This window comes from Marinobacter sp. THAF197a (genome assembly GCF_009363275.1).
Taxonomy (GTDB): Bacteria; Pseudomonadota; Gammaproteobacteria; order Pseudomonadales; family Oleiphilaceae; genus Marinobacter.
In genome coordinates, this window is the sequence record NZ_CP045324.1 from 3953367 (window position 1) to 3973686 (window position 20320).

20 protein-coding genes are annotated in these 20320 nt (G+C 60.4%); 3 read left to right on the forward strand and 17 right to left on the reverse strand.

Annotated elements, in window-relative coordinates; all coding sequences use genetic code 11:
• Positions 1-4: 4 nt before the first annotated feature.
• From vasI to tssB, 12 genes are all read right to left on the reverse strand, one after another.
• Positions 5-646 (reverse strand): type VI secretion system-associated protein VasI, encoded by a 642-nt coding sequence (gene vasI, locus FIV08_RS18230; RefSeq protein ID WP_152439374.1) that lies wholly within the window; start codon positions 644-646, stop codon positions 5-7.
• Positions 643-2208, reverse strand: coding sequence for a sigma-54 interaction domain-containing protein (locus FIV08_RS18235; protein ID WP_152439705.1), 1566 nt, complete (start codon positions 2206-2208; stop codon positions 643-645). The genes vasI and FIV08_RS18235 overlap by 4 nt, the downstream gene beginning before the upstream one ends.
• A gap of 177 nt (positions 2209-2385) precedes the next feature.
• On the reverse strand, positions 2386-5073 hold the full coding sequence (tssH, locus tag FIV08_RS18240; RefSeq protein ID WP_152439375.1) for a type VI secretion system ATPase TssH: 2688 nt from the start codon (positions 5071-5073) through the stop codon (positions 2386-2388).
• Positions 5039-5860, reverse strand: coding sequence for a type IVB secretion system protein IcmH/DotU (gene icmH, locus FIV08_RS18245; RefSeq protein ID WP_058090740.1), 822 nt, complete (start codon positions 5858-5860; stop codon positions 5039-5041). Before icmH ends, tssH begins: the two co-directional genes overlap by 35 nt.
• A 3-nt stretch (positions 5861-5863) precedes the next feature.
• The gene (tssK, locus tag FIV08_RS18250; RefSeq protein ID WP_061331933.1) at positions 5864-7198 is read right to left on the reverse strand and encodes a type VI secretion system baseplate subunit TssK; all 1335 of its coding nucleotides are present in this window, start codon (positions 7196-7198) and stop codon (positions 5864-5866) included.
• On the reverse strand, positions 7198-7731 hold the full coding sequence (tssJ, locus tag FIV08_RS18255) for a type VI secretion system lipoprotein TssJ (RefSeq protein ID WP_072676015.1): 534 nt from the start codon (positions 7729-7731) through the stop codon (positions 7198-7200). The genes tssK and tssJ overlap by 1 nt, the downstream gene beginning before the upstream one ends.
• Positions 7728-9062 (reverse strand): type VI secretion system-associated FHA domain protein TagH, encoded by a 1335-nt coding sequence (gene tagH, locus FIV08_RS18260; RefSeq protein ID WP_152439376.1) that lies wholly within the window; start codon positions 9060-9062, stop codon positions 7728-7730. Before tagH ends, tssJ begins: the two co-directional genes overlap by 4 nt.
• Before the next feature lie 17 nt (positions 9063-9079).
• Complete coding sequence (tssG, locus tag FIV08_RS18265; RefSeq protein ID WP_152439377.1) at positions 9080-10096, reverse strand: type VI secretion system baseplate subunit TssG; 1017 nt, start codon at positions 10094-10096, stop codon at positions 9080-9082.
• Positions 10060-11832 (reverse strand): type VI secretion system baseplate subunit TssF, encoded by a 1773-nt coding sequence (gene tssF / locus FIV08_RS18270; protein ID WP_152439378.1) that lies wholly within the window; start codon positions 11830-11832, stop codon positions 10060-10062. The genes tssG and tssF overlap by 37 nt, the downstream gene beginning before the upstream one ends.
• A 308-nt stretch (positions 11833-12140) precedes the next feature.
• The gene (gene tssE / locus FIV08_RS18275) at positions 12141-12578 is read right to left on the reverse strand and encodes a type VI secretion system baseplate subunit TssE (protein ID WP_152439379.1); all 438 of its coding nucleotides are present in this window, start codon (positions 12576-12578) and stop codon (positions 12141-12143) included.
• Between the two features lie 3 nt (positions 12579-12581).
• Positions 12582-14063 (reverse strand): type VI secretion system contractile sheath large subunit, encoded by a 1482-nt coding sequence (tssC, locus tag FIV08_RS18280; protein WP_058090747.1) that lies wholly within the window; start codon positions 14061-14063, stop codon positions 12582-12584.
• Between the two features lie 61 nt (positions 14064-14124).
• A complete protein-coding gene (gene tssB / locus FIV08_RS18285; protein ID WP_058090748.1) occupies positions 14125-14622 on the reverse strand; it encodes a type VI secretion system contractile sheath small subunit in 498 nt (165 codons plus the stop codon).
• 271 nt (positions 14623-14893) lie between these two features.
• On the opposite strand from tssB, the gene FIV08_RS18290 reads away from it, so the two are divergent.
• A complete protein-coding gene (locus FIV08_RS18290; RefSeq protein WP_061331939.1) occupies positions 14894-15154 on the forward strand; it encodes an acyl-CoA-binding protein in 261 nt (86 codons plus the stop codon).
• A gap of 141 nt (positions 15155-15295) precedes the next feature.
• Positions 15296-15607, forward strand: coding sequence for a site-specific integrase (locus FIV08_RS18295; RefSeq protein ID WP_061331940.1), 312 nt, complete (start codon positions 15296-15298; stop codon positions 15605-15607).
• 26 nt (positions 15608-15633) lie between these two features.
• Here the strand turns inward: FIV08_RS18295 and FIV08_RS18300 are convergent, their stop codons facing one another.
• Together FIV08_RS18300 and greB are read right to left on the reverse strand one after the other, a co-directional pair.
• Positions 15634-16095 (reverse strand): hypothetical protein, encoded by a 462-nt coding sequence (locus tag FIV08_RS18300; protein WP_416376900.1) that lies wholly within the window; start codon positions 16093-16095, stop codon positions 15634-15636.
• 109 nt (positions 16096-16204) lie between these two features.
• On the reverse strand, positions 16205-16720 hold the full coding sequence (greB, locus tag FIV08_RS18305; RefSeq protein WP_152439380.1) for a transcription elongation factor GreB: 516 nt from the start codon (positions 16718-16720) through the stop codon (positions 16205-16207).
• Between the two features lie 287 nt (positions 16721-17007).
• On the opposite strand from greB, the gene FIV08_RS18310 reads away from it, so the two are divergent.
• Positions 17008-17280 (forward strand): hypothetical protein, encoded by a 273-nt coding sequence (locus FIV08_RS18310; RefSeq protein ID WP_058090754.1) that lies wholly within the window; start codon positions 17008-17010, stop codon positions 17278-17280.
• 3 nt (positions 17281-17283) lie between these two features.
• Here the strand turns inward: FIV08_RS18310 and FIV08_RS18315 are convergent, their stop codons facing one another.
• From FIV08_RS18315 to hyi, 3 genes are all read right to left on the reverse strand, one after another.
• Positions 17284-18765 (reverse strand): HAMP domain-containing sensor histidine kinase, encoded by a 1482-nt coding sequence (locus tag FIV08_RS18315; RefSeq protein ID WP_152439381.1) that lies wholly within the window; start codon positions 18763-18765, stop codon positions 17284-17286.
• Complete coding sequence (locus FIV08_RS18320; RefSeq protein WP_011787144.1) at positions 18752-19432, reverse strand: response regulator transcription factor; 681 nt, start codon at positions 19430-19432, stop codon at positions 18752-18754. The genes FIV08_RS18315 and FIV08_RS18320 overlap by 14 nt, the downstream gene beginning before the upstream one ends.
• A gap of 103 nt (positions 19433-19535) precedes the next feature.
• Positions 19536-20315 (reverse strand): hydroxypyruvate isomerase, encoded by a 780-nt coding sequence (gene hyi / locus FIV08_RS18325; RefSeq protein ID WP_152439382.1) that lies wholly within the window; start codon positions 20313-20315, stop codon positions 19536-19538.
• Positions 20316-20320 lie beyond the last annotated feature (5 nt).

A 20320-nucleotide genomic window follows, 5' to 3' on the forward strand; every position in this document is an offset into this window, starting at 1 on the left:
CTCCTTACCAGCCACAGGCCTGACGCAGTGGCCGGATCGCTTCTGCATAACCGGAAAGATCAAACAGCAAACCATCCAGCTCCTCGGCTTCGGCGTGAATGCGGGCGTCCGGCTGCCCGACGATTTGCTGCACTATGCGGATTGCCGGCAAGCCCCGGCCGGCACTGACCACCAGGCCTTCATCCCGTACCCGCCAGTAGGCTCGCTCGGTGCCCAGTGCCACCTCGACCCGTTCCCGGTTAATGGGTTCCGGCAGCATGACGGTCAGTTCGGTGATGTTGTTGTGGCACTGCAGCACCAGCACCGGTCGTGGCGGTTGAACCCCTAATGCAGAGACAGTGACCAGGTGGCCAGCTGCCGCACCGGTATCCCGATAGGTCACCCCGGACGCATCCTCACCACTGGCCTGGGCAAAGGCCCGGCGCCAGCGTTCGGACTGGTTGATCTCCGGCACCCGCCGACCCTGTTCATAACGGGCCAGTGGAGTAGCGAATACTTCATCAAAGCAGGCGAGCCGTTCCAGCCGGTTGGCTTCTGCCGTGCAGGCCTCGGCTTCCGCCAAGCGGGTGTCGGCGAGCGTGACGGTGCCGGCCAGCAGCATGGCCAGGCCGAACAGTCCGGGTTGGATTCGGTCTTTCAGGGTCATACGTCAGTTACCTGATACTTCAGACATTTATGGGCCAGGGTACGTTTGGGCAGACCCAGGCTTTCAGCAGCTTGGGCACGGTTGCCGCCGTACTGGCGCAGTCGTTCACGAATAATGGCGGCCTCGAAGGCCTGGGCGGCGGCTTTCAGGTCGCGGATGTCATCCGCCACCGGCACCCCCGCCATGGCTTTCGGCTCAACACTGGCATCCATGGCCGGGCCCGCATCGGCAAACAGGTCATCCAGGCGTAACACTTCCGGCTGGATGTCATCGCCGGCCGGGGTTTGCAGGCAGGCCAGCTCGACGATGTTGCGCAGTTCGCGCACGTTGCCGGGAAAGTTGTAGCCGGCCAGGGTGTGCAGAGCATGGCTGCTGATGCCCAGAGGCCCACTGCCTTCGCGTTCGGTGTACAGGCGAATGAAGTGCCGGCTCAGGGCTTCCAGATCTTCCGTGCGTTCGCGCAGCGGAATAACCCGCAATGGAAACTGGCTGAGGCGATAGAACAGATCACGGCGAAAACGGCCGTCTTCGATCCCTTCCTGCAGGGGTTGGTGGGTAGCCGCCACCAGCCGGAAGTCGGAGTGCTGTTCATCCCGGGCGCCCAGGGGGCGGAACTGGCGGCTTTCCAGTACCCGCAGCAGCTTGGATTGCAGGGCCATGGGCATGTCACCGATTTCATCCAGGAACAGGGTGCCGCCATTGGCCTGTGCCAGCAGGCCTTCTTTGGCCTGGTCCGCGCCGGAGAAAGCGCCTTTGGTATGGCCGAACAGTTCGCTTTCCAGCAGGGTGTCTGGGATGGCGGCGCAGTTGACCACCACCATAGGGCCACTCGCCCGGTCAGACATGTCGTGGATGCCGCGGGCGACCACGTCTTTGCCGCAGCCGGTTTCGCCCTGGATCAGCACAGACAGCTGGCTGCCGGCGGCACGCACCACCTGGGCCCGGAGGTTTACCATGGCTTCGGAGTTGCCGACCAGGGTGTGGGCCAGTTGTTCACAGCGCTGGCGCAGGGTTTCGGCGTCGTGCAGGTGGTCCAGGGAGCGTTTGAGCATGCGCCGCTGCCAGACCTGGTCGCGGGTTTGCAGTTGGCTGATCCACTGATGCACCAACAGTTGTTTGATGCCGGCGTACAGGGGCTGGCCGACGATGCCTTGCCAGTCGGGGTGGTCGCCGCAGAGAACGAGGATGCCGAGGGTGCGGCCGTCTTCACCTGCGAGGGGTTCAAGCCAGAGGCTTCTGGGGCGGTCGCTGGCGTCGAACAGGGTCTGGAAGCCGGGGTGATCCAGGCGGTAGCTGGCGGCCCGGGTAAGCTCTCTGGGCTGGCCAGTTTGCAGCACGTGGGCGAAGGGGTGGCTGAAGTCGCCGCAGTCGAATTCGCTGGTGTCGCCCAGTTGGCCACAGTGGAGGGTTCGGCCGCTGAGGTCGAGTTCTAGGGCCCAGCATTTGGTGAGGCCGAAGGCTTTTTGGAGCTGGCTGGTGGCGGTGTTCAGCAACGCAGGCAGGGTGTCCTGTTTGATGAGTGCCACCGCCAGGTCTATGCCGGTGTGCAGTTCCTTCTGCATTCTTCCCATGCTTTCATTCCCAGAATAATGACTTAGGAGGTCGTCGCCCGCGCATCCTGCGGGGTGGCTTTCCAAAACACGCTGTGAATACATCCTTGTACGCTCCGCTCCGCCATCCATGGCTCCGCAGGGTTTTGGAAAGCCACCCCGCAGGCTACGCTCCGTTCGAGTTAGATGTCAGTCAACTATGCCTGTGAACTTGTTGTCGCTCACACCCAAGGTGACCTTGGCCACCGGCTCCCTTGCCGCCAGTTTTTCCAGCAGCGCCAGGGACACCGGTGGCAACAGCTCGCCTTCGATGATCGACTCCAGCATCCTTGCGCCGTTTTCACTTCTTGTGGCGCGGCTGCGGATGGCTTCTACCAGGCCGTCTTCCAGTTCCACGTCGGTGTGGTAACGGGCTTTGATCTGGTCGGCCAGGCGCTGGAGTTTGTCGCCGACGATGCGGTTGAGGGTGTCTTCTCCCAGCGGCAGGTAGGGCACCACTTCCATTCGCGCCAGCAACGCGGGTTTGAAGAAGTTGGCCAGTTCCGGGTACAGGGCTTCTTCGATCTTTTCCGGTGCTTCGGCGTGGTTGACGATGGTCTGGTAGCCGAGGTTGGAGGTGAGGAAGAAGACGACGTTTTTGCAGTCGATCAACCGCCCCTCGCCGTCCGCCAGTTCGCCTTTGTCGAAGGCCTGGTAGAACAGGTTGAGGACTTCCGGGTGGGCTTTTTCGACTTCGTCGAGCAGCACAACCGAGTAGGGCTTCTGGCGGATGGCTTCGGTGAGGATGCCGCCTTCGCCGAAGCCGACGTAGCCTGGGGGTGAACCGATCAGGCGGGAGACGGTGTGCTTCTCCTGGTATTCGGACATGTTGATGGTGGTGAGGAACTGGCGGCCGCCGTAGAGCAGTTCGGCCAGTTGCACCACGGTTTCGGTTTTGCCAACGCCGCTGGGGCCTACCAGCAGGAAGGCCCCCATGGGGCGGCCCGGCCGGCGCAGGTCAGCGCGTGCGGTGAGCAGATGCTGGTGCAGGCAGTCAATGGCGGTGTCCTGGCCTTTGATGTGGGCCTGCAGGTACGCCGGCAAGTGGGTGATTTTCTCCAGCTCGTCGGTGGTCATGCGATTGACAGGAATGCCTGTCCAGTCGGCGATGACTTCGGCCACCTGGCGGGCATCAACGCGGGCATGCACCAGTGGTTCATCAGCTTGCAGCTCGGCCAGTTCCTGTTCGATGGCAACGGCTTCGCTTTTCAGGTCCGGGCGTTCTTCGTGCTCGGTCTCGGCCAACTCAACAGCAGCGTCATCGGCGGTTTCGGCTTCGGCATCACCCAGCAGCAATTGTTCGCGGATGTCGACGAGCCGGGCCACCAGGTCGCGCTGGTCGTTCCAGCTTTGTTCCAGGGCTTCGGATTCAGCGGTCAGGTCAGCAATCTGCTGTTCCAGCGCCTGTTCACGTTCGGCGTCGACGTTCTGGCCCAGGGTGTGTTCCCGACTCAGCAGGTCCTGCTCCATGGCCAGTTGGTGCAACTCGCTGCGCACGTGGCTGAGACGGCGCGGCGGTGTGCTCAGGTTCAGACTGACCCGGGCGCAGGCGGTGTCCAGTACGTCGATGGCTTTGTCCGGCAGCTGGCGGCCGGCCAGGTATCGCGCGGACATTTCCGAGGCGGCTTTCAGGGCGCTGTCGGCGACCAGTACCTGATGGGCTTTTTCGTAGACGGTGCGCAGGCCACGGAGGATGTGGACGGCTTCGCCCGGGGTCGGCTCGTCCAGGGCGACCGGCTGGAAGCGGCGGCTGAGGGCCGGGTCTTTTTCGAAGTATTTCTTGTACTCGCGCCAGGTGGTGGCGGCGATGGTGCGCAGCTCGCCCCGGGCCAGTGCCGGTTTCAACAGGTTGGCAGCGTCGGAGCCGCCTTCGCTGTTGCCAGCACCGATCAGGGTGTGGGCTTCGTCGATGAACAGGATGATTGGCGTAACAGAACCTTTAACGGCTTCGATCACGCCCTTCAGGCGCTTCTCGAATTCACCTTTGACCGAGGCACCGGCCTGCAAGGCACCCATGTCCAGGGTCCAGAGTTCAACGGTTTTCAGGCGGTCCGGCACGTCACCGTTGACGATGCGCAGGGCCAGGCCTTCCACCAGGGCGCTTTTGCCCACGCCGGCATCACCCACCACAATAGGGTTGTTCTTGCGGCGGCGGCAGAGGATGTCGATCATCTGGTCGATTTCGGCATCCCGGCACACCACCGGGTCCAGCTTTTCTTCCCGGGCCAGCTTGGTGAAGTCGGTGGCGTAGCGTTTGAGCGGGTCCATATCGGCTTCGACGGCAGGCTTGGTGGCGCCGTTCTCGGTCAGCTGCGGGCGCTCGACGGAACCTTCGGTGAGGCGGTCGAATTGTTTGCGCAGCTGTTCCCGGTTGATGTCCACCAGGGCCTGGGCCACCCGGGGCATCAGGTAGCGGTCAGCGTTCATCAGCAGGGCCAGGAACACGGCGCCGGAGCGCAGTTCGGTGTGGCCCAGCTCGGTGGAGGCCAGCAGCCAGGCGTCCTGCATCAGCTCTACCAACAGCGGCGAGAACGAAGGGTAAGGCTCGGCGGTTTGCGGCTCGCCGTTCAGGCTGTCGCCCACCAGTGGCTGCAGTTGCTGATGATTGATGCCGGTGTGTTCCAGAATCTGGCGCACGTCAGAGAACGGCGTTTCCAGCAGTTTGAACAGCAAATGGGCCGGGGTAATCTCGGCGCCCTGGCGGCTGATGCACAGGGCGGCGGAGGCTTCCAGGGCCTGGCGTGAAATGTCGTTAAGGCGCCCGATCAGCGCCGGCAGTTCTACCCGAATCACAGTGATGTCCTTATTTCGGTAGTTGGTCCAGTACGCTGAGCACATCCCTGATGCGTTCGTTCAGCGCGACGTTGTACAAGTGGTAAATGCCCGCCATGGCGGCAATAAACAGGCCGCCAATACCCCACAGGGGCAGGCCGCTGCGCAGTCGGTTGCGGGCTGGAGCTACGTTCTCCGTGGCATCGGCCAGCGGCTGCGGGTCCCGGTCGGCGCGCAGTTCACGGAGTTGCTCATAGAGGCCGCGAACAATCCGGTCGTACTCATCCCGGCCGTTCTCCATTACCTTGTAACGGCCTTCAAAACCGAGGCACAGGCACAGGTAAATGAAGCCCAGCATATCGCGGTAGCGGGCTGGCTCCTTTTCCATGCGGGCGAGGATGGCGAACACCTTTTCCCCGCCCCAGGTTTCATTGTGGAAGCGAGACAGCAGGGAGTGCTGGGACCACACGCTGTGGGCGCCCCAGTCGGTACCCAGCACCGCTTCGTCGATAAACGCGCAGAGCACGTAGCGATAGGCCACCACCGTCGGGCGCTCATAGCCCTGCTCGATCAGCTCCCGGTCGATGGCCGCCACTTCGTCGACCACTTGCTGGTACAGGTTTTCCACGTCCCGGAAATCCGCCAGCCGGCGTACCCGGATCACCAGGCCCAGCAGTGGCGTGGCGGCGTCGATCAGGCGGTTTTCTTCCAGCCCTCGCAGCTGGAAGCCGGCGTTGTCGAATTCGGTTCGGGAGCCACTGTTGCCGGCGTCCGCAAACAGAAGGTCACTGAATGCACTGTCACCCGAATCCCTGGTGTTGTCTGGTCTGTCCATTACCGGTGCATCTGCCATGGTTTAGCTCCTGATTGCCCAGAATTGCATTTCCAGCCCGGGGAAGCTGCCGGCCACGTGGAAGGCAAAGCCACTGGCGTTGTCGAGCATTTGCCAGGCCTGGCTCTGGTCGTCCAGCCGGAAGTAGACAAAGCCGGCGTGGTACGGCAGCTGGCGCGGCGCCACCGGCAGGGCCGACAACGGAATACCCGGCAACTGCAGGCTGATGAGGTCGCGAATCTTCTCCACCGACGCCACTTTGCACTGCTGGGTGAACTGCTTGCGCAGGTCGTCCAGCGGCATGTCGGCCTTCACCGCCAGGATGAATTCGGCATCCTTGATGATCTGTCCATCCTGCACCGGTGCCACCGTCAGGCCGTACTGGCGCTGCTGCAGCGTGATCGACAGGGCTCTCGGTTCCAGCACGGTACTCAGGGCCTGACGCAGCACCTGCATCAGCGGGCTGAAGCAGGCTTCCGGCAGGTCGTGGTCATAGGGGGTGAATTCCTTGGGCAGCCGGCTTTCGTCGGTAAAGGTCACCAGCTCACCACACAGTTCCAGCAGGGCTTCGTACAGGCGCTCCGGATGCAGCTGGCGCAGCCGGGCCAGGTGCATGAACTTCGGGTGCGCCCGGTTCAGCATCTGCAGCAGCATGAAGTCAGACACATCCGCCACACCGCCCTGCCCTGGCGCACCTACGCGCTCGGCGATGTTGCGGGCCCGTTCCTGCATCAGGCCAGCCATTTCGCCGACGAACCGCTGCAAGCGCGGGGCTGAACGGACGCTGAGCATGGTGGGCAGGAAGTTGGGGTCCATCACCAGGCTGCCATCCGGGCGTTTTTCCAGAATCCGGCCGATGGCCACCGAAGCATAGGCACTGCGATCGTCCCGCTCCAGCATCAGGCGCGGCGCAACCCGGCCCACATCAATGCTGTGGGCGTCGCCATCAATGGAATGCAGATCCCGGATTTCCACGGTCTGGGCACGAAAACGCCCGGCCACCGGGGCATCCGGCCACTCCACTTCCGCCAGGGTGTCACTGCCCAGCGGCAGCGCCAGATACACCACCTGATTGGCCACCGACGCATCGGTGATTTCCAGGGGCTCCGGCATCACATCGTCCTGGGGCAGATTGAACCGGGTACCGTCCGGAAACAGTCCGGAAGCCCGCACCAGGCCAACCCGGCCAAAGCTCAGGTACTCGGCGTTCAGCTCCAGGTCACTGAAGCCATACAGGTAGTCCGAGACCGCCAGCGCCCGCTCGTTGATCTGGTGTTCCAGATATCGTTGCTGCTGCTGGAAGTGCTGAGGCTTGATAAACAGCCCGTCACTCCAGACGACTCGATTGGTAGCTGCCATCAGGTATCTTCCGAACGTCTGAGTTGTACTTCCCGCTCACGCAGGTTGACCAGCAGGTGGTAGGTGTCGCCGATCGGATCCACCCGGATGACCTTTTTCCACTGGGACAGGTTCGGGTACGCATAGAAGGCGATAACGCCGATAAACCGGGTGTCCTTGCTGATCTCGAACGGCGCTACGTACTTGAACTGGCCCGGCACCAGGGTGTAATCGCTGTGGTCCACGTAGTTGCGGCCCAGGGATTTTTCCAGGTCGTTCAACAGTTGATCAAAGTCGCCGGCCATCAGCAGGGAGCTGTCCCGCAGCTCGATGATCTGATAGGCAATCGGCGTGGGCGCCAGGGATTCGTTGGGGTTCACATCCGGCTCGGCCAGCATGGTCAGCGCCACTTTGCTAGGCAGCTCTTCCGGATAGCCCACGGGAATATCGGGGTCCCACAACACCTTGGCGGTTTTGGTCACCGCGTTGTACGGGGTGCTGCACCCCACCATCAGCATGACAATAGCCAGCAAGCTCCATTTGCAGTACTTCATGAAAGGCTCTCCCTCTGTAATTGGCGCAAGTGTTGGTCGTAGGCCTGGTCGAACACCTCCTGAAAGAGGCGTTCAAATCCCTGCTGACGACTGGATCTGAGTTCCTGGTAATAGTGTTGGTACATGTTCCAGGCCCAACGGCCTTCGTCTTCGTTGTCTTGCAGGCCACGGCGGTAGCCGTGGAACCGGCGTAACAGGGCCTCCGGTGAGAAGGCATAAAGAATTGCTTCCAAAGCTTCCCGAATGGCTTCGCGAGTGGCCTGCTGGTGATGGTTCAGGCTCTCCAGGCTTTCCCGAACCGCAGCCGGGGCAGACAGATGCACCGGGCTGCGCTCGGCGGCAAACAGGGTCTGCATGGTGCCGGTGTAGTCGTCACCCAAGCGCAACGGGTTGTCTTCAATCGGCTGCAGGCGGGTGCGCAGGGCACGGTGCCGTGAATCTTCACTCTGATGCAGGGCCAGCAGGCCTTCGACCGTGGCTTTCAGGGTCTGTCCGGCTTCCTCCAGGAACAGACGCATTTCATCGCTGTCTGCAAAATCGATGTCGGCTTCCATACCACGCATCAGGGGGGCACCGCTGATGTGTTGCCGGCTGGTGTCTTTGGCTTCCCGGCTGTGTTCCCTGAACTCTGACATTCCCTGTCGCTCCTGTGTGTCGTGCCCGTGCTTGCGGGCGTTACGGTTCATTGGCAGGCCCATGGCCACATCCCGGTTTTCCCGGTATTCATCGCTGACCTCGGCCGAGCGGGCAAACCAGGACTGGTCACTCGCCAACAGCTCGGCGGCTTCTTCCGCAGGCTGACGGGCCGTTTCCTGCCAGGGCGCCAGCGGGTCGTCGCTCATCGGTTCTCCCGCCGGAGTATGCAGTCCCTCGAGGGGCTCCCGGCCATCCGGCATCCTCTGTCCGGTTTCTGCCCGCAACAGTGACTCTTCTTCCACATCCACCAGCTGCCGGTCCTGCCCGGAGCCTTCTTCCAGCTCTGAGCGGTCAACCGCGTCACCATTCAGCTCTGCCCGCATCCGGTAACGGCCGATGGTGAGGGTGTCACCATGATTCAGCCGCGCCCTGCGGCCCCGGCCCACAGGCTGGCTGCTGCTGTTGATGTAGGTGCGGCCACTGCGGTCAATCAGGCAGAAGCCACCATCCAGGAAGCGAACCTCGGCATGGCCGGCTACGGCGCCGGTGCGATGGGGCGACAACCGCCAGGTGTCGTTGGCCGCCGTGCCAATCGACCCGCCACCGGTACCAAAACTGTGTTCAATGCTGGCACCACCGCCGGTTTCGGTCGGGTTGATGATCACCAAGGTTAATGCTGCTGTCCGGTTTGACACCTGTCTGGCTCCTTGCCTTATCGTCGTATCTGGATGCGCACCGCCGGCCGCTCACGGGCCCGGTCCGGTGTCACAAAGGAATTCCAGCCCAGGCGCACATCCTCACCCAGCTGCATGGGCCGGATATCCTTGGGCCGCATTTGCAGCTCCAGGTCGTAGGCCAGTTGCTCCCGGGTGGTGAATTCCACCAGCTTCACCAGTCGCTCATGGTCCCGGCCGTTGGGCAGGAAATCCGCAAAGCGCTGCCGGCTCAGGTTGCGCAGGCGCAGGATGAACTTGCCGCTGCGGTCCCGGATGCTGGAACCAACCAGGGTGTCCTGGCCCAGGCTGGCATTAGCCTGGCCCAACCGCGTTTGCTGGTCTTGCCCGATGGCCACCTTGCGCAACACCCACTGCTCGATGCTGACGTCTTCCAGGTCGAAACAGTGTGCGACAATGCCACTGACTACTTCCGGCGACCGGCTGCGGCCCGCCATCTGGCCGGCGTAGGCCAACATCTTGGACCAGTTGACCGGCGTGGCTTCCCGCAGGCGGCTGTCACCCAGGCCGACCAGGGAAAACACCAGTTCGGAAAAACCGTCGCTGGCGCCGGGCTGAAACCGCACGTAGTACCGGTACTTGCGCCAGGCCCGGTGGAACAGGGTGACCAGCCGGTGATTGAAAAAATCCAGAAAGTGCCGGCGCACCCCCAGGTTCTGGCCCGCTTCCCAGGCCAGATCCTCCAGGTAGTAACCAGGCAGCGGCGACTGGGAGCCGTGCAGGCCCAGAAAGCTAACTTCCATCTGGTAAGGCGCGTGCTCATGTTCCGGCGACAGGGCAGAGACCACATCGCTGCCCGGAAAGCCCAAGCCGGCCGAGGCCGAAAACCGGATACGCTCCTGCCGGGGCTCGCCACTGCCGGAGCTCTCCAGATCGTCACCATGGTGCCGGTGAATCAGATCCACCAGCTGGAAAAAACTGTAACGCCGCGCGTTGACGAGGACAGGTTCCAGCCCGGCTACATCAGCGGCTGCTGACCTTGCTGTAACGTCCATGTATACCGTTCCTGATTGTCTGTATTCACCACTTCCAGCTGGTGAAAGGCATTGATACTCGCGTATAGCGCAAAAAACTGACTCAGTACCGTGCCGAACAGGTACAGATCCCCTTCACTGCCGAAATTCTGCTGATCCAGCTTCAGCACCGAACGAATGCCACGCACCGGTAAGCCGCGAACCATGCGGTCCACCGGCTGAGTAGTGATCTCACTGATGCCCGCCAACCGTTTCTGGGACACCCGCTCGGCCTGCCGGTCAACCAGCGCACGGAAGTCGTATACCCGCAGCACGGTGCGCAGGGCATCCACATCCAGCATCGACAGGTAGTTCAGAGACAGATTGGAAATCAGCGTCCACAACAGGCTGCCGTCCAGCGTTGGCCGCAGCGTGGCCGTGGGCCGGGTAATGTTGCTGAACGAGGCAAACGCCGGCGTGGTCTCGGTGGCCATGCAGATCTCGCCCACCGCCAGCTGCTGGGGCAGTTGCCGGTTGGTGCAGGTCAGTGTCAGCGACACCGCTTCCTGGCGGTTCATGCATTCGGATTCGTCGCCCCGGACAAACGAGATGTAGTGATCAAAGCCATCACCGCGAACGCTTTCACGGGTCCGCACCCGGTAATACAGCGCCGTGCGGCCACGGTCCCGCTCCACCTCGTGCTGGAAACTCTCGAACGCGGTGTACAGCCGCGGCTCCCCCCGCCCGGAACGCCCCTCCAGCCAGCCTTCCACCTGTTCGATACTGAACACTTCAAAATGCTCCGGACAGCGGCTGGAGGGCGAAATACGATACTCGGTCTGCCGGCCGTTCAGGTCCACCGGCTCGCCTTCGTGGCTGAACAGGTTGACCGCCGGGGTGCAGTACAACTGCAGGGAGTCCCGGGTAACCCGAACATCCGGCGGCAGAATCCGGCTGAAATGGAAACGCAGGCTGATCTCATCGGCCTGCACCGCCGGCAACCGGGACTTGAGGCCGGCGATATCGATAAACCGGAAGGCTTCGGGAAAGCTCAGGTATTCCTGGATGATGCGGTACCCGGCGTAGGCGTTTTTCGGATACGGCAAAATCGCTTCATCGGCGGCAAAACCCACCGGCTGCAACAGCGACGACGGCAGGTTGTATACATTGTCGCCCACCACCAGTTCCATGCGGGTGAGGTAGTGGTTCAGCCACAGGTACAGGGTTTCGGCGGTGTGGTTATCACCCCCCAGATAAAACCGCAGGCTGTCCAGACCCAGGGCATTCAGCGGCTGGTCCGTGTGCAGTCCCAGGTCGACGGTGACGGAAGACACTTCCCGGGAATGCTCGGCATGGGCATCGGCCACGCTGACCGGGAAGATATCGACCGCCCGGCAGGTACGGAACCGGCACTGGGTCTGGCGGCTAGCTTCGCCAAGGGGGCGGCTTTTGATTTCAGTATGGCGCTCAACGGTTTGACGCTCGCTGATGGCGTGCAGTTGCGGGTCGAATCGCATGATGGTGCAGCTGGGTACTGGCCGCAGGTAGTTGGGCCAGAGCATGTTCAGCAGCGAATGGGTCAGCTCCGGAAACTCGTCCTCAACCTTTTCCCGCAATTTGCCGGTCAGGAAGGCAAAGCCTTCCAGCAGCCGTTCCACATCCGGGTCGGTGCTTTGTTCGGACAAAAAGCGGGTAAGCTGCGGGTGTGCCTCGGCAAATTCCCTGCCTTGCAACCGCAGAAAGCTCAACTCATCCCTGTAGAACCTGTTCAACTTCATTTTTACTGCACCTTATCTGGCTCCGAGCAAGGGTGTGGTTGGTCTTTCCAAAAGACGCTTCGAGCCCGTCCGTGGGGCGCTTGAGCTCCGCCATCCATGGCTCCGCACACTTTTGGAAAGACCAACCACACCCTCGCTCTCATCCGTGCCTGCAAAAAACATCCAGACGGCATACACCTGGGTTTGACGGAGGGGGTAGGGGACCATTTTCTGGCGGGAAAAAAGATGTCTGAGCGAAGCGAGTTGTTTTTTCCCAGAAGAAAATGGTCCCCTACCCCCTCCAGCCCCATAGGCTCAGGCAACCAAGCCTAAACCACCCGGTAATACCGCTTGTCATCCAAAACCAGGTCAATGGTGGTCCGGTCGTCACTCCCGGCTACCTGCAAGTAAACCGTCACCTGAAACTTCAACTGCAGCGGGTCCGGGCCCGGCGGCAAGGCCACCACATCCACCCGTTTGACCCGCGGCTCAAACTTCTCGATGCACTGACGAATCGCCCCGCGAATCTGGATACTCAAATCCTGAGTACCCAGGGTGGCATCGTTGAAATCCAGCAGGCCAAGGTCCGGTACGCTGGCGCTGTTGCCCGGATGGGCATTCAGCAGGCGTACCAGGTGGCGCTTGATGGATTCCACCACATGGGTCACTTCACCCATGCTCTGCCCCGCGGGGGCGGCGGCCTGTTCGAGCCGTTCAAACAGGCTGCCGGTATTGCGAACGCCGTCAGTGCCGGTGTCGCCGAACACGGATTAATCCTTGTCCAGGCGGCCAACCAGCGAGAGTTCGAAGTTGGCACCCATGTACTTGAAGTGCGGGCGCACGGCCAGGGAGACCTGGTACCAGCCCGGATCGCCTTCCACTTCCGACACTTCCACCTTGGCTGCACGCAACGGGCGACGGCTGCGAACTTCCGCCGGCGGGTTTTCCTGGTCGGCCACGTACTGGCGAATCCAGGTGTTCAGTTCCCGCTCCAGATCCTGGCGCTCTTTCCAGGAGCCGATCTGTTCGCGCTGCAGCACTTTGATGTAGTGAGCCAGGCGGTTCACGATCATCATGTACGGCAACTGGGTACCCAACTTGTAGTTGGTTTCCGCTTCCTTGCCTTCTTTGGTGTTCGGGAACTGCTTGGGCTTCTGCACCGAGTTGGCGGAGAAGAACGCGGCGTTGTCGCTGCCCTTGCGCATGGTCAGGGCGATGAAGCCCTCTTCCGCCAGCTCGTATTCCCGGCGGTCGGTGATCAGCACTTCTGTGGGAATCTTGGCTTCCAGCTGGCCGAAGGACTCAAAGGTGTGCACCGGCAGGTCTTCCACTGCGCCACCGCTCTGCGGGCCGATGATGTTCGGGCACCAGCGGTACTTGGCGAAGCTCTCGGTCAGGCGCGTGGCCAGCAGGTAGGCGGTGTTGCCCCACAGGTAGTGCTCGTGGTCGCCGGACACTTCTTCCTTGTAGTTGAAGCTGCGCACCGGGTTCTCGGTGGGATCGTAGGGTACCCGCAGCAGGAAGCGCGGTGCGGTCAGGCCCAGGTAACGGGCGTCTTCGGATTCCCGAAGGGAGCGCCACTTGGCGTATTTCGGGCCTTCGAATACGGCGCTCAGTTCCTTGATCGCCGGCAGTTCCTGATAGCTGTCGACACCAAAGAATGACGGTGCAACCGAGGACAGGAACGGCGCGTGGGACATGGCGCCTACAGAGGACACGTACTGCAGCAGCTTCATGTCTGGCGTTGATGGACTGAAGGCGTAGTTGCCGACAATGGCACCCACCGGCTCACCACCGAACTGGCCGTATTCTGCGGCATAGATGTGCTTGTAGAAGCCGGTCTGGGTAACATCCGGTGCAAACTCGAAGTCTTCCAGCAACTCCTGCTTCGTGGCGTGCAGGATGTCGACTTTGATGTTCTCGCGGAATTCAGTGCGGTCGACCATCAGCTTCAGGCCGCGCCAGGACGATTCCAGTTCCTGCAGCTTGGGTGCGTGCAGGATTTCATCCATCTGGGCGCTGATCTTGCGGTCCAGCTCGACCACCATCTGGTCCACCAGGGCCTTATTGACCGGCTGGCCTTTTTCGTCGCTTTTCAGCAAGTTGGCGATAAACGTAGCTACCCCTTTACGGGCAACATCGTAACCTTCGTCGGCCGGCGCCATACGGCTATTGGCCATGACCTGGTCCAGCAAGGACCCTTCTGCTACGGATTCGGAGGCAGCAGATTGCTGCACAGCAGTATCAGACATACCACATCCCTTCAGTACGTGATTGATAATCGGTGTTGGTTACCGGATTCCGGTGGTGCGCTTACTCGCCGCCTTCGGTGGCCAGTTCTAGCTCGGCCAGCAGTTTTTCCCGGGCGCTGTCGTTGTCCAGCAGTTCCTGCAGCTTGGAACGGAACGAAGGCACGTTGCCCAGCGGGCCCTTGAGGGCAACCAGGGCTTCACGCAGCTCGATCAGTTTTTTCAGCTCGGGTACCTGGCGGGCAATGCTGTCCGGAGAAAAGTCGTCCAAACCCTGGAATTCCAGATTGACCGGCAGGTCATCGGCATTCTCTTCGAGCTTGTTGGAGACCGAGGTAGACAAGGTCAGACCGGCTTCCTTCATGACAGAACGGAAGTTGTTCTTATCAACGGAAATGGCTTTGCGGTCTTCGATGGGGGTTTCTTCAGCATGACCCTTGAAATCGCCAACCACAAACATCTTCAGCGGCAGCTCGGTTTCAGCCTGCTGGTCGCCGGTGGCGGGGACATACTTGATATTGATGCGCTCTTTCGGCGCGACGGAACCGTCTTTGGCAGACATGGCGTGCTCCCTGTGCAATTCATTTGCAGTGTTGTTCAGTCCTTGATGCCTGCCGTCCTGGCAGACAACGCGTCAAACTGTACACAGGTGACCTGGCATTCTCAAGCAAAAACTGGCCAGCAATGGCCCAAACTGTGCTGTCGGGCAAACTTTTGCCAGATAGCCCTGTTGCCGGACCGAATGCAGTTTCAGTCAATGACGGCACTCCCGGCCAAGGCTATACTCGCAATATCCTTTGAGGAGACAACCATTTACACCAAGGAGACACACCATGAGCGACCTGAAGGCGAAGTTTGATGAAGCGGTAAACTATATCCAGACCGCCGAGGGCGATTTCAAACCGTCCAACGAGCTGAAACTGGAGTTCTACGCCCTGTACAAACAGGCTACTGAAGGCGACGTGTCCGGCAAGCGCCCGGGCATGATGGATTTCGTGGGCCGCGCCAAATACGACGCCTGGGAGAAGCTGAAAGGCACCTCCAGCGATCAGGCTATGCAGCAGTACATCGATAAGCTCGACTCACTGAAGTAATACCCCTGGGCTGTGCCCGCCCCTTTGGCGCGTGCAGCCCTCAGCCGCAGGAAAATACCGCCTTCGGTTTTGCGCCGTTCAAACGTTTGTCATATGATGCGCGCAACATAACAACAACAAGCTTTCCGAAGAGTACACACCATGGATATTACCCAGGCGCTCGAGCAGTCACGGCCCGGTATGGTCGGAGATGTACAGGCCGCCATCCGCAAACGCCAGCTGAATCAGCGGGCCGAGCAAACCTACCTGCACTGGATCAGCCGCTTTGTGCTGTTTCACGATCTAAAAGACCCGGCTCATCTGGCGGCAGAAGATCAACTGCTGTTTCTGGATTATCTGAGCAACAAGATCCGCGTATCTCGGGCGAGGCTTAACCAGGCCACCCAGGCGCTGACCTTCTTTTACGAGGATGTACTTGGTAAGACGGCCACCCCGAACGCAGCAGTGGCCTGAACGGGCTCGAAGTGGCGCCGGGGGAATCAGCGCCCGGTCATATTGACGTTCAGAGTATCGTAGGTGCGATTCTCCGGTGGCCGGATCGAGTAGGTGTTGCTGTGGGTCTGGCCCGGAATGAGCTTGGGATTGCTGAACCGGATATCCACCGGAATTTCGGAGCGCCCGAGATCGGTGCGGCTGTCTCTGGGCTGCAACGCCAGAGGATCAAGATAGAAATCGTCGTCACTGGCGGTTTGCACGGGAACGCCTGCGGCCGGCGCTTCCAGCCCGCCCTCAATGACCGTATTGGCCAGGGCTTCCTCTTCGATGGAGCGGAACGGAATGGTATCAATGGTGGAGCGCTGCTCCAGTTCAAACGCCGGTGCCGTGTTGCTGGCGCTTTGCCCCTGAGCGCTGGCAGACATCAGCCCCAGCGATAGCACCACGGTAAACATGGCGACCAGGCCTGCCCATTTTGAACCGGTGTGAGACTCTGACGAATTCATCGCATCAACCCTGAATGATCTTCCATTGCCCTTTCGGGTGACAATTTTTGATCAGTCTATCGCCATTGGTGACGCTTTGCTCAACCAAAAGACGATTCTGTGACGATTTTCACTTGCCAGTGTCTGCCGGCTGATACCGAATCCCGGTGATGACCACTGTCTTCCAGCCCTCCGGCGTTTTCACTGATACCTCATCGTCCAGATACTTGCCGATCAATGCCCTGGCAAGCGGGGCATTGATACTGAGATAGCCTTTGGCCAGGTCAAATTCATCCGCACCCACCAACCTGTAGGTCTGTTCGTCTCCGTCATCGTCCTCGATGGTAACCCAGGCCCCGAAAAATACCCGGCTTTGATCGTCCGGCAGCCGGTCGACCACGGTAAGTTCATCCAGGCGCTTGCTCAGGAACCTTACCCGCCGGTCGATTTCCCGTAGCTGCTTTTTGCCATAGATGTATTCAGCGTTCTCAGAGCGATCCCCCAAGGCGGCAGCCTCGCGCACGGCCTGGGTGACTTCGGGGCGCTTCACTTTCCACAGGTACTGCAACTCCTCCCGTAACGCCTGCTCGCCGTCCGGTGTGATATAGCGCGGTCTTGGAGCCGTCGAACCTTCGGTCTTGCTCATCAGATCAGGGATTCCGGGTTAAACAGAAAATTCAGGGCAAAAAAAACCCCGTGGGTCACGGGGTATAAGGCTAGCGCTGTGCTGGAGGGAGAAGCAAGCAACTTTCTACCTGCTTCTGCATCTACAATTTCCATTCTACAGAGCGGGCATTACCCGGCGGTGGCCACGGAATTACCTTTTCGCAAGGCTGAAACCTGGCTGATCGGCTGAAATTAGGTTGTACACTCTAGGCGCCGGAGATAGCGTGCGAGGTAATCAACACTGACTTTTCGTTTGGAGACAAATCCATGAACACCAAGAAACTGATGAACCTGGCCCTTGAAGGTGTCGATAGCCTGGGCTTTCGCCTGGACAGCCTGGGCATCACCAGCAAACTGAATCGCCACAACATCGCGGCCTTTCTGATGGCTGAGCAGAAGCATCTGGAAGGGGAATGGGACAGCATTCAGGCCAAAGTGGACCGCCGCCGCTCCCAGTTCGAGCATATCAGCGGCCTGGTCGAAGCCCGCGCTGGTGCACTGATCAGTCCGGTGGTTAACCGTTTTCGCGCCAGTCAGTAAGACTCAGGCGCTACTGGTTTCGGTAGAGGACGACCTATCGTTCTGGGTTTCCTCTGCCTGCTCGGCCGGTGCTGCCTTGATCCGCTTGCGGATCCCGGTATAGGCGGGCATCCGCACGGTGACCGTCAAGCCAGGCGGCTCCTCTCCCTCATGGGTATCACTGAGCAAAATCTGGCCCTGGTGGATTTCCGCCACCGCACTGACCAGGCTCAATCCCAGGCCGTTGCCCGGCAGTGACCGACTCTTGCCCACCCGATAGAAGCGCTGGAACACCTGGCCTTTTTCGTCGTCCGGTATACCGATACCGGAATCCTGCACCTCAAACACCGCGCCCGCGCCATCGCGGCGAACCACAACCTGAATGGAACCGTGCTCCGGTGTGTATTTGATCGCATTGTCGATCAGGTTACTGATCATCTGGAACAGCAGGTCCCGATCTCCCTCGATCATCACGCCCTGCTCCAGCGACTGGGCGAAGGATTGCTCCTTGTCTTCCGCCAGGGCTTCGTATAATTCACAGGCATCACTGACCAGCTCGTCCAGGGACACCACTTTCATATCCGCCGAATTCCCCCGGGTTTCCAGCCGGGCAATGCGCAACAATGCATTGAAGGTTGCCAGCAGCTGGTCCGCCTCAGCCACTGCCCTGCCTACCTGTTCCCGGGCCTCATCGTTGTCCACGGCAATCAGGGTGTTCTCAAGCTGGTTGCGCAGGCGGGTCAGCGGGGTGCGAAGGTCGTGGGCAATGCTGTCTGACACATGGCGAATACCTTCCATCAGGTAAACAATGCGGTCGAGCATCTGGTTCAGGTTTTCGGCGAGCTGATCAAAGTCGTCTTCGGTACCCCGGGTGGGTATGCGCAGTGACAGATGGCCATTCATGATTCGCCGGGAAGTGTTATTGATGACTTCGATTCGGCGCGTGGTGCCACGGCTCATCAAAAAGCCACCCAGTAACGCCAGTGCCAGGGTGATGCCCATACCCCAGTTGATGGCGGTTTCGATCACCCGCTTGAGGTTAGTGAGCTCTTCAACATCCCGCCCCACCAGTAATTTCAACCCGCCCTGGACCTCAAAAATCCGGGCACGGGCAAGCCGCTCCGGCCCCTGCCAGCCCACGGAGGAATCCAGGGTAAAGTTGATCCAGCCGGTGTCAGACGAGCGACTGCCCCCTGGCCAGGTTTCAATGTTACCTGCCAGTTTGAGGAAGTCGTCTGTGGTGAGAAGGTAGATGGATTTGGCGTTGGGGTCGCGGGCGACGCGCTCACGGATGATGGTGATCAGTCCGTTCACGCCACGCCCACGGTACTGCTCCGCCAGACCGGCAATTTCCGCTTCGATGGTTTCATCGGTCTGGGCGGTCATGAAGCCGGCCGTGCGCCAGTAGATGAATGCCAGCAACAGGAATACCGATGTGGCAAACACCACCATGTACAGCAGGGCCAGCTGAAAAGAGGATGTCCTGAGCTGACTAAGCAGTTTCACGCAGCATGTATCCCGCACCCCGAACCGTCTGCAGCAGGGGCGTGTCGAATTCCTTATCGATCTTGGCCCGCAGGCGGCTGATGTGCACGTCAATCACGTTGGTCTGGGGGTCAAAGTGATAGTCCCAGACTTTTTCCAGCAGCATGGTCCGGGTGACCACCTGGCCGGCGTTACGCATGAGATATTCCAGCAGACGGAATTCCCGCGGCTGAACATCAATGTTCTGACCGGCACGCTTGACGGTCCTGGCCAGCAGGTCCATCTCCAGATCGGCAACCTTCAGCACGGTTTCCGTTTCCGCCGCCTGGCGATTGCGTCGAATCAGAGATTCGATACGGGCCAGCAGTTCGGTAAACGAAAAGGGTTTGGTGAGGTAGTCGTCACCGCCGCCACGCAGCCCTTCTACCCGGTCATCCACATCGCCCAGGGCGCTGAGGATAAGTACCGGGGTCTGATTTCCCGTTGCCCGCACCGTCTTGATGATGGACAGGCCATCCATGCCAGGCAGCATGCGGTCCACAATCATGATGTCGTACTCTTCACTGGCCGCCATCATCATGCCTTCCTTGCCGTCGGCCGCATGATCCACCACGAAGTCGGATTCTCTCAGTCCCTTCAGCAGATAATTTGCCACATCCCGATCGTCTTCGATTACCAGCGCTTTCACCGGTGCTCCTCCTGATAGCGGATTACATTAACTCTTAGGGTACGAAGAACTCCGGAAACCAGCCAGTTACCATCTTGTAAGAGGGTGTCGCCTATGACGACGGTCAATTTGCCGACCTGAACCAGCTCAGAGTGTCCTCCGTTTCCAACGATGGCCGGTATTCCGCACTCACCCAGCCCTGATAGCCCATTCGATCCAGCGCTGCGAAAACATTCGAAAAGTTAATCTCTCCGGTACCGGGCTCATGCCGGCCCGGATTATCGGCAAACTGGATGTGGCCAATCCACGGCAGCAGGCACTCCATGGTACGAATCACATCGCCTTCCATAATCTGCATATGATAGACGTCATACTGCAACCGCACATTGTCCGCATCGAGTTCTTCAATCAATGCCATCACCTTGCCTGTGGTGTCCAGCATGAACCCCGGCATATCCACCCGGCTGTTAATCGCCTCCAGGCACAGGGTCAGGCCCGCCTCGGCAAAGCGATCAGCGGCATACCGCACGTTCGCCACCAGCGTCTCCCAGGCGGTCTGCTCATCAAGATCTGCCGGTTTCAACCCTGCCAGGCAGTTCAGCTGCCGGTTGCCCAGCACCCGCGCATAGGCAATGCCCTGATCCACCCCGGCACGAAACTCCTCAACCCGGTCCGGCAAACAGGCAATGCCCCGCTCCCCGGCCTGCCAGCCACCCGGCGGCAGGTTGAACAACACCTGCGTCAGGCCCTGCTCCCGTAACTGCTCCGCCAGCTGCTCTGCCGGCCAGTCATAGGGAAACAGGTACTCCACCGCGGTGAACCCTGCGGCCCGGGCCCGGGCAAAGCGCTCCAGAAACGGAACCTCGGTAAACAACATCGACAGATTGGCAGCAAACCGTGGCATCGCCC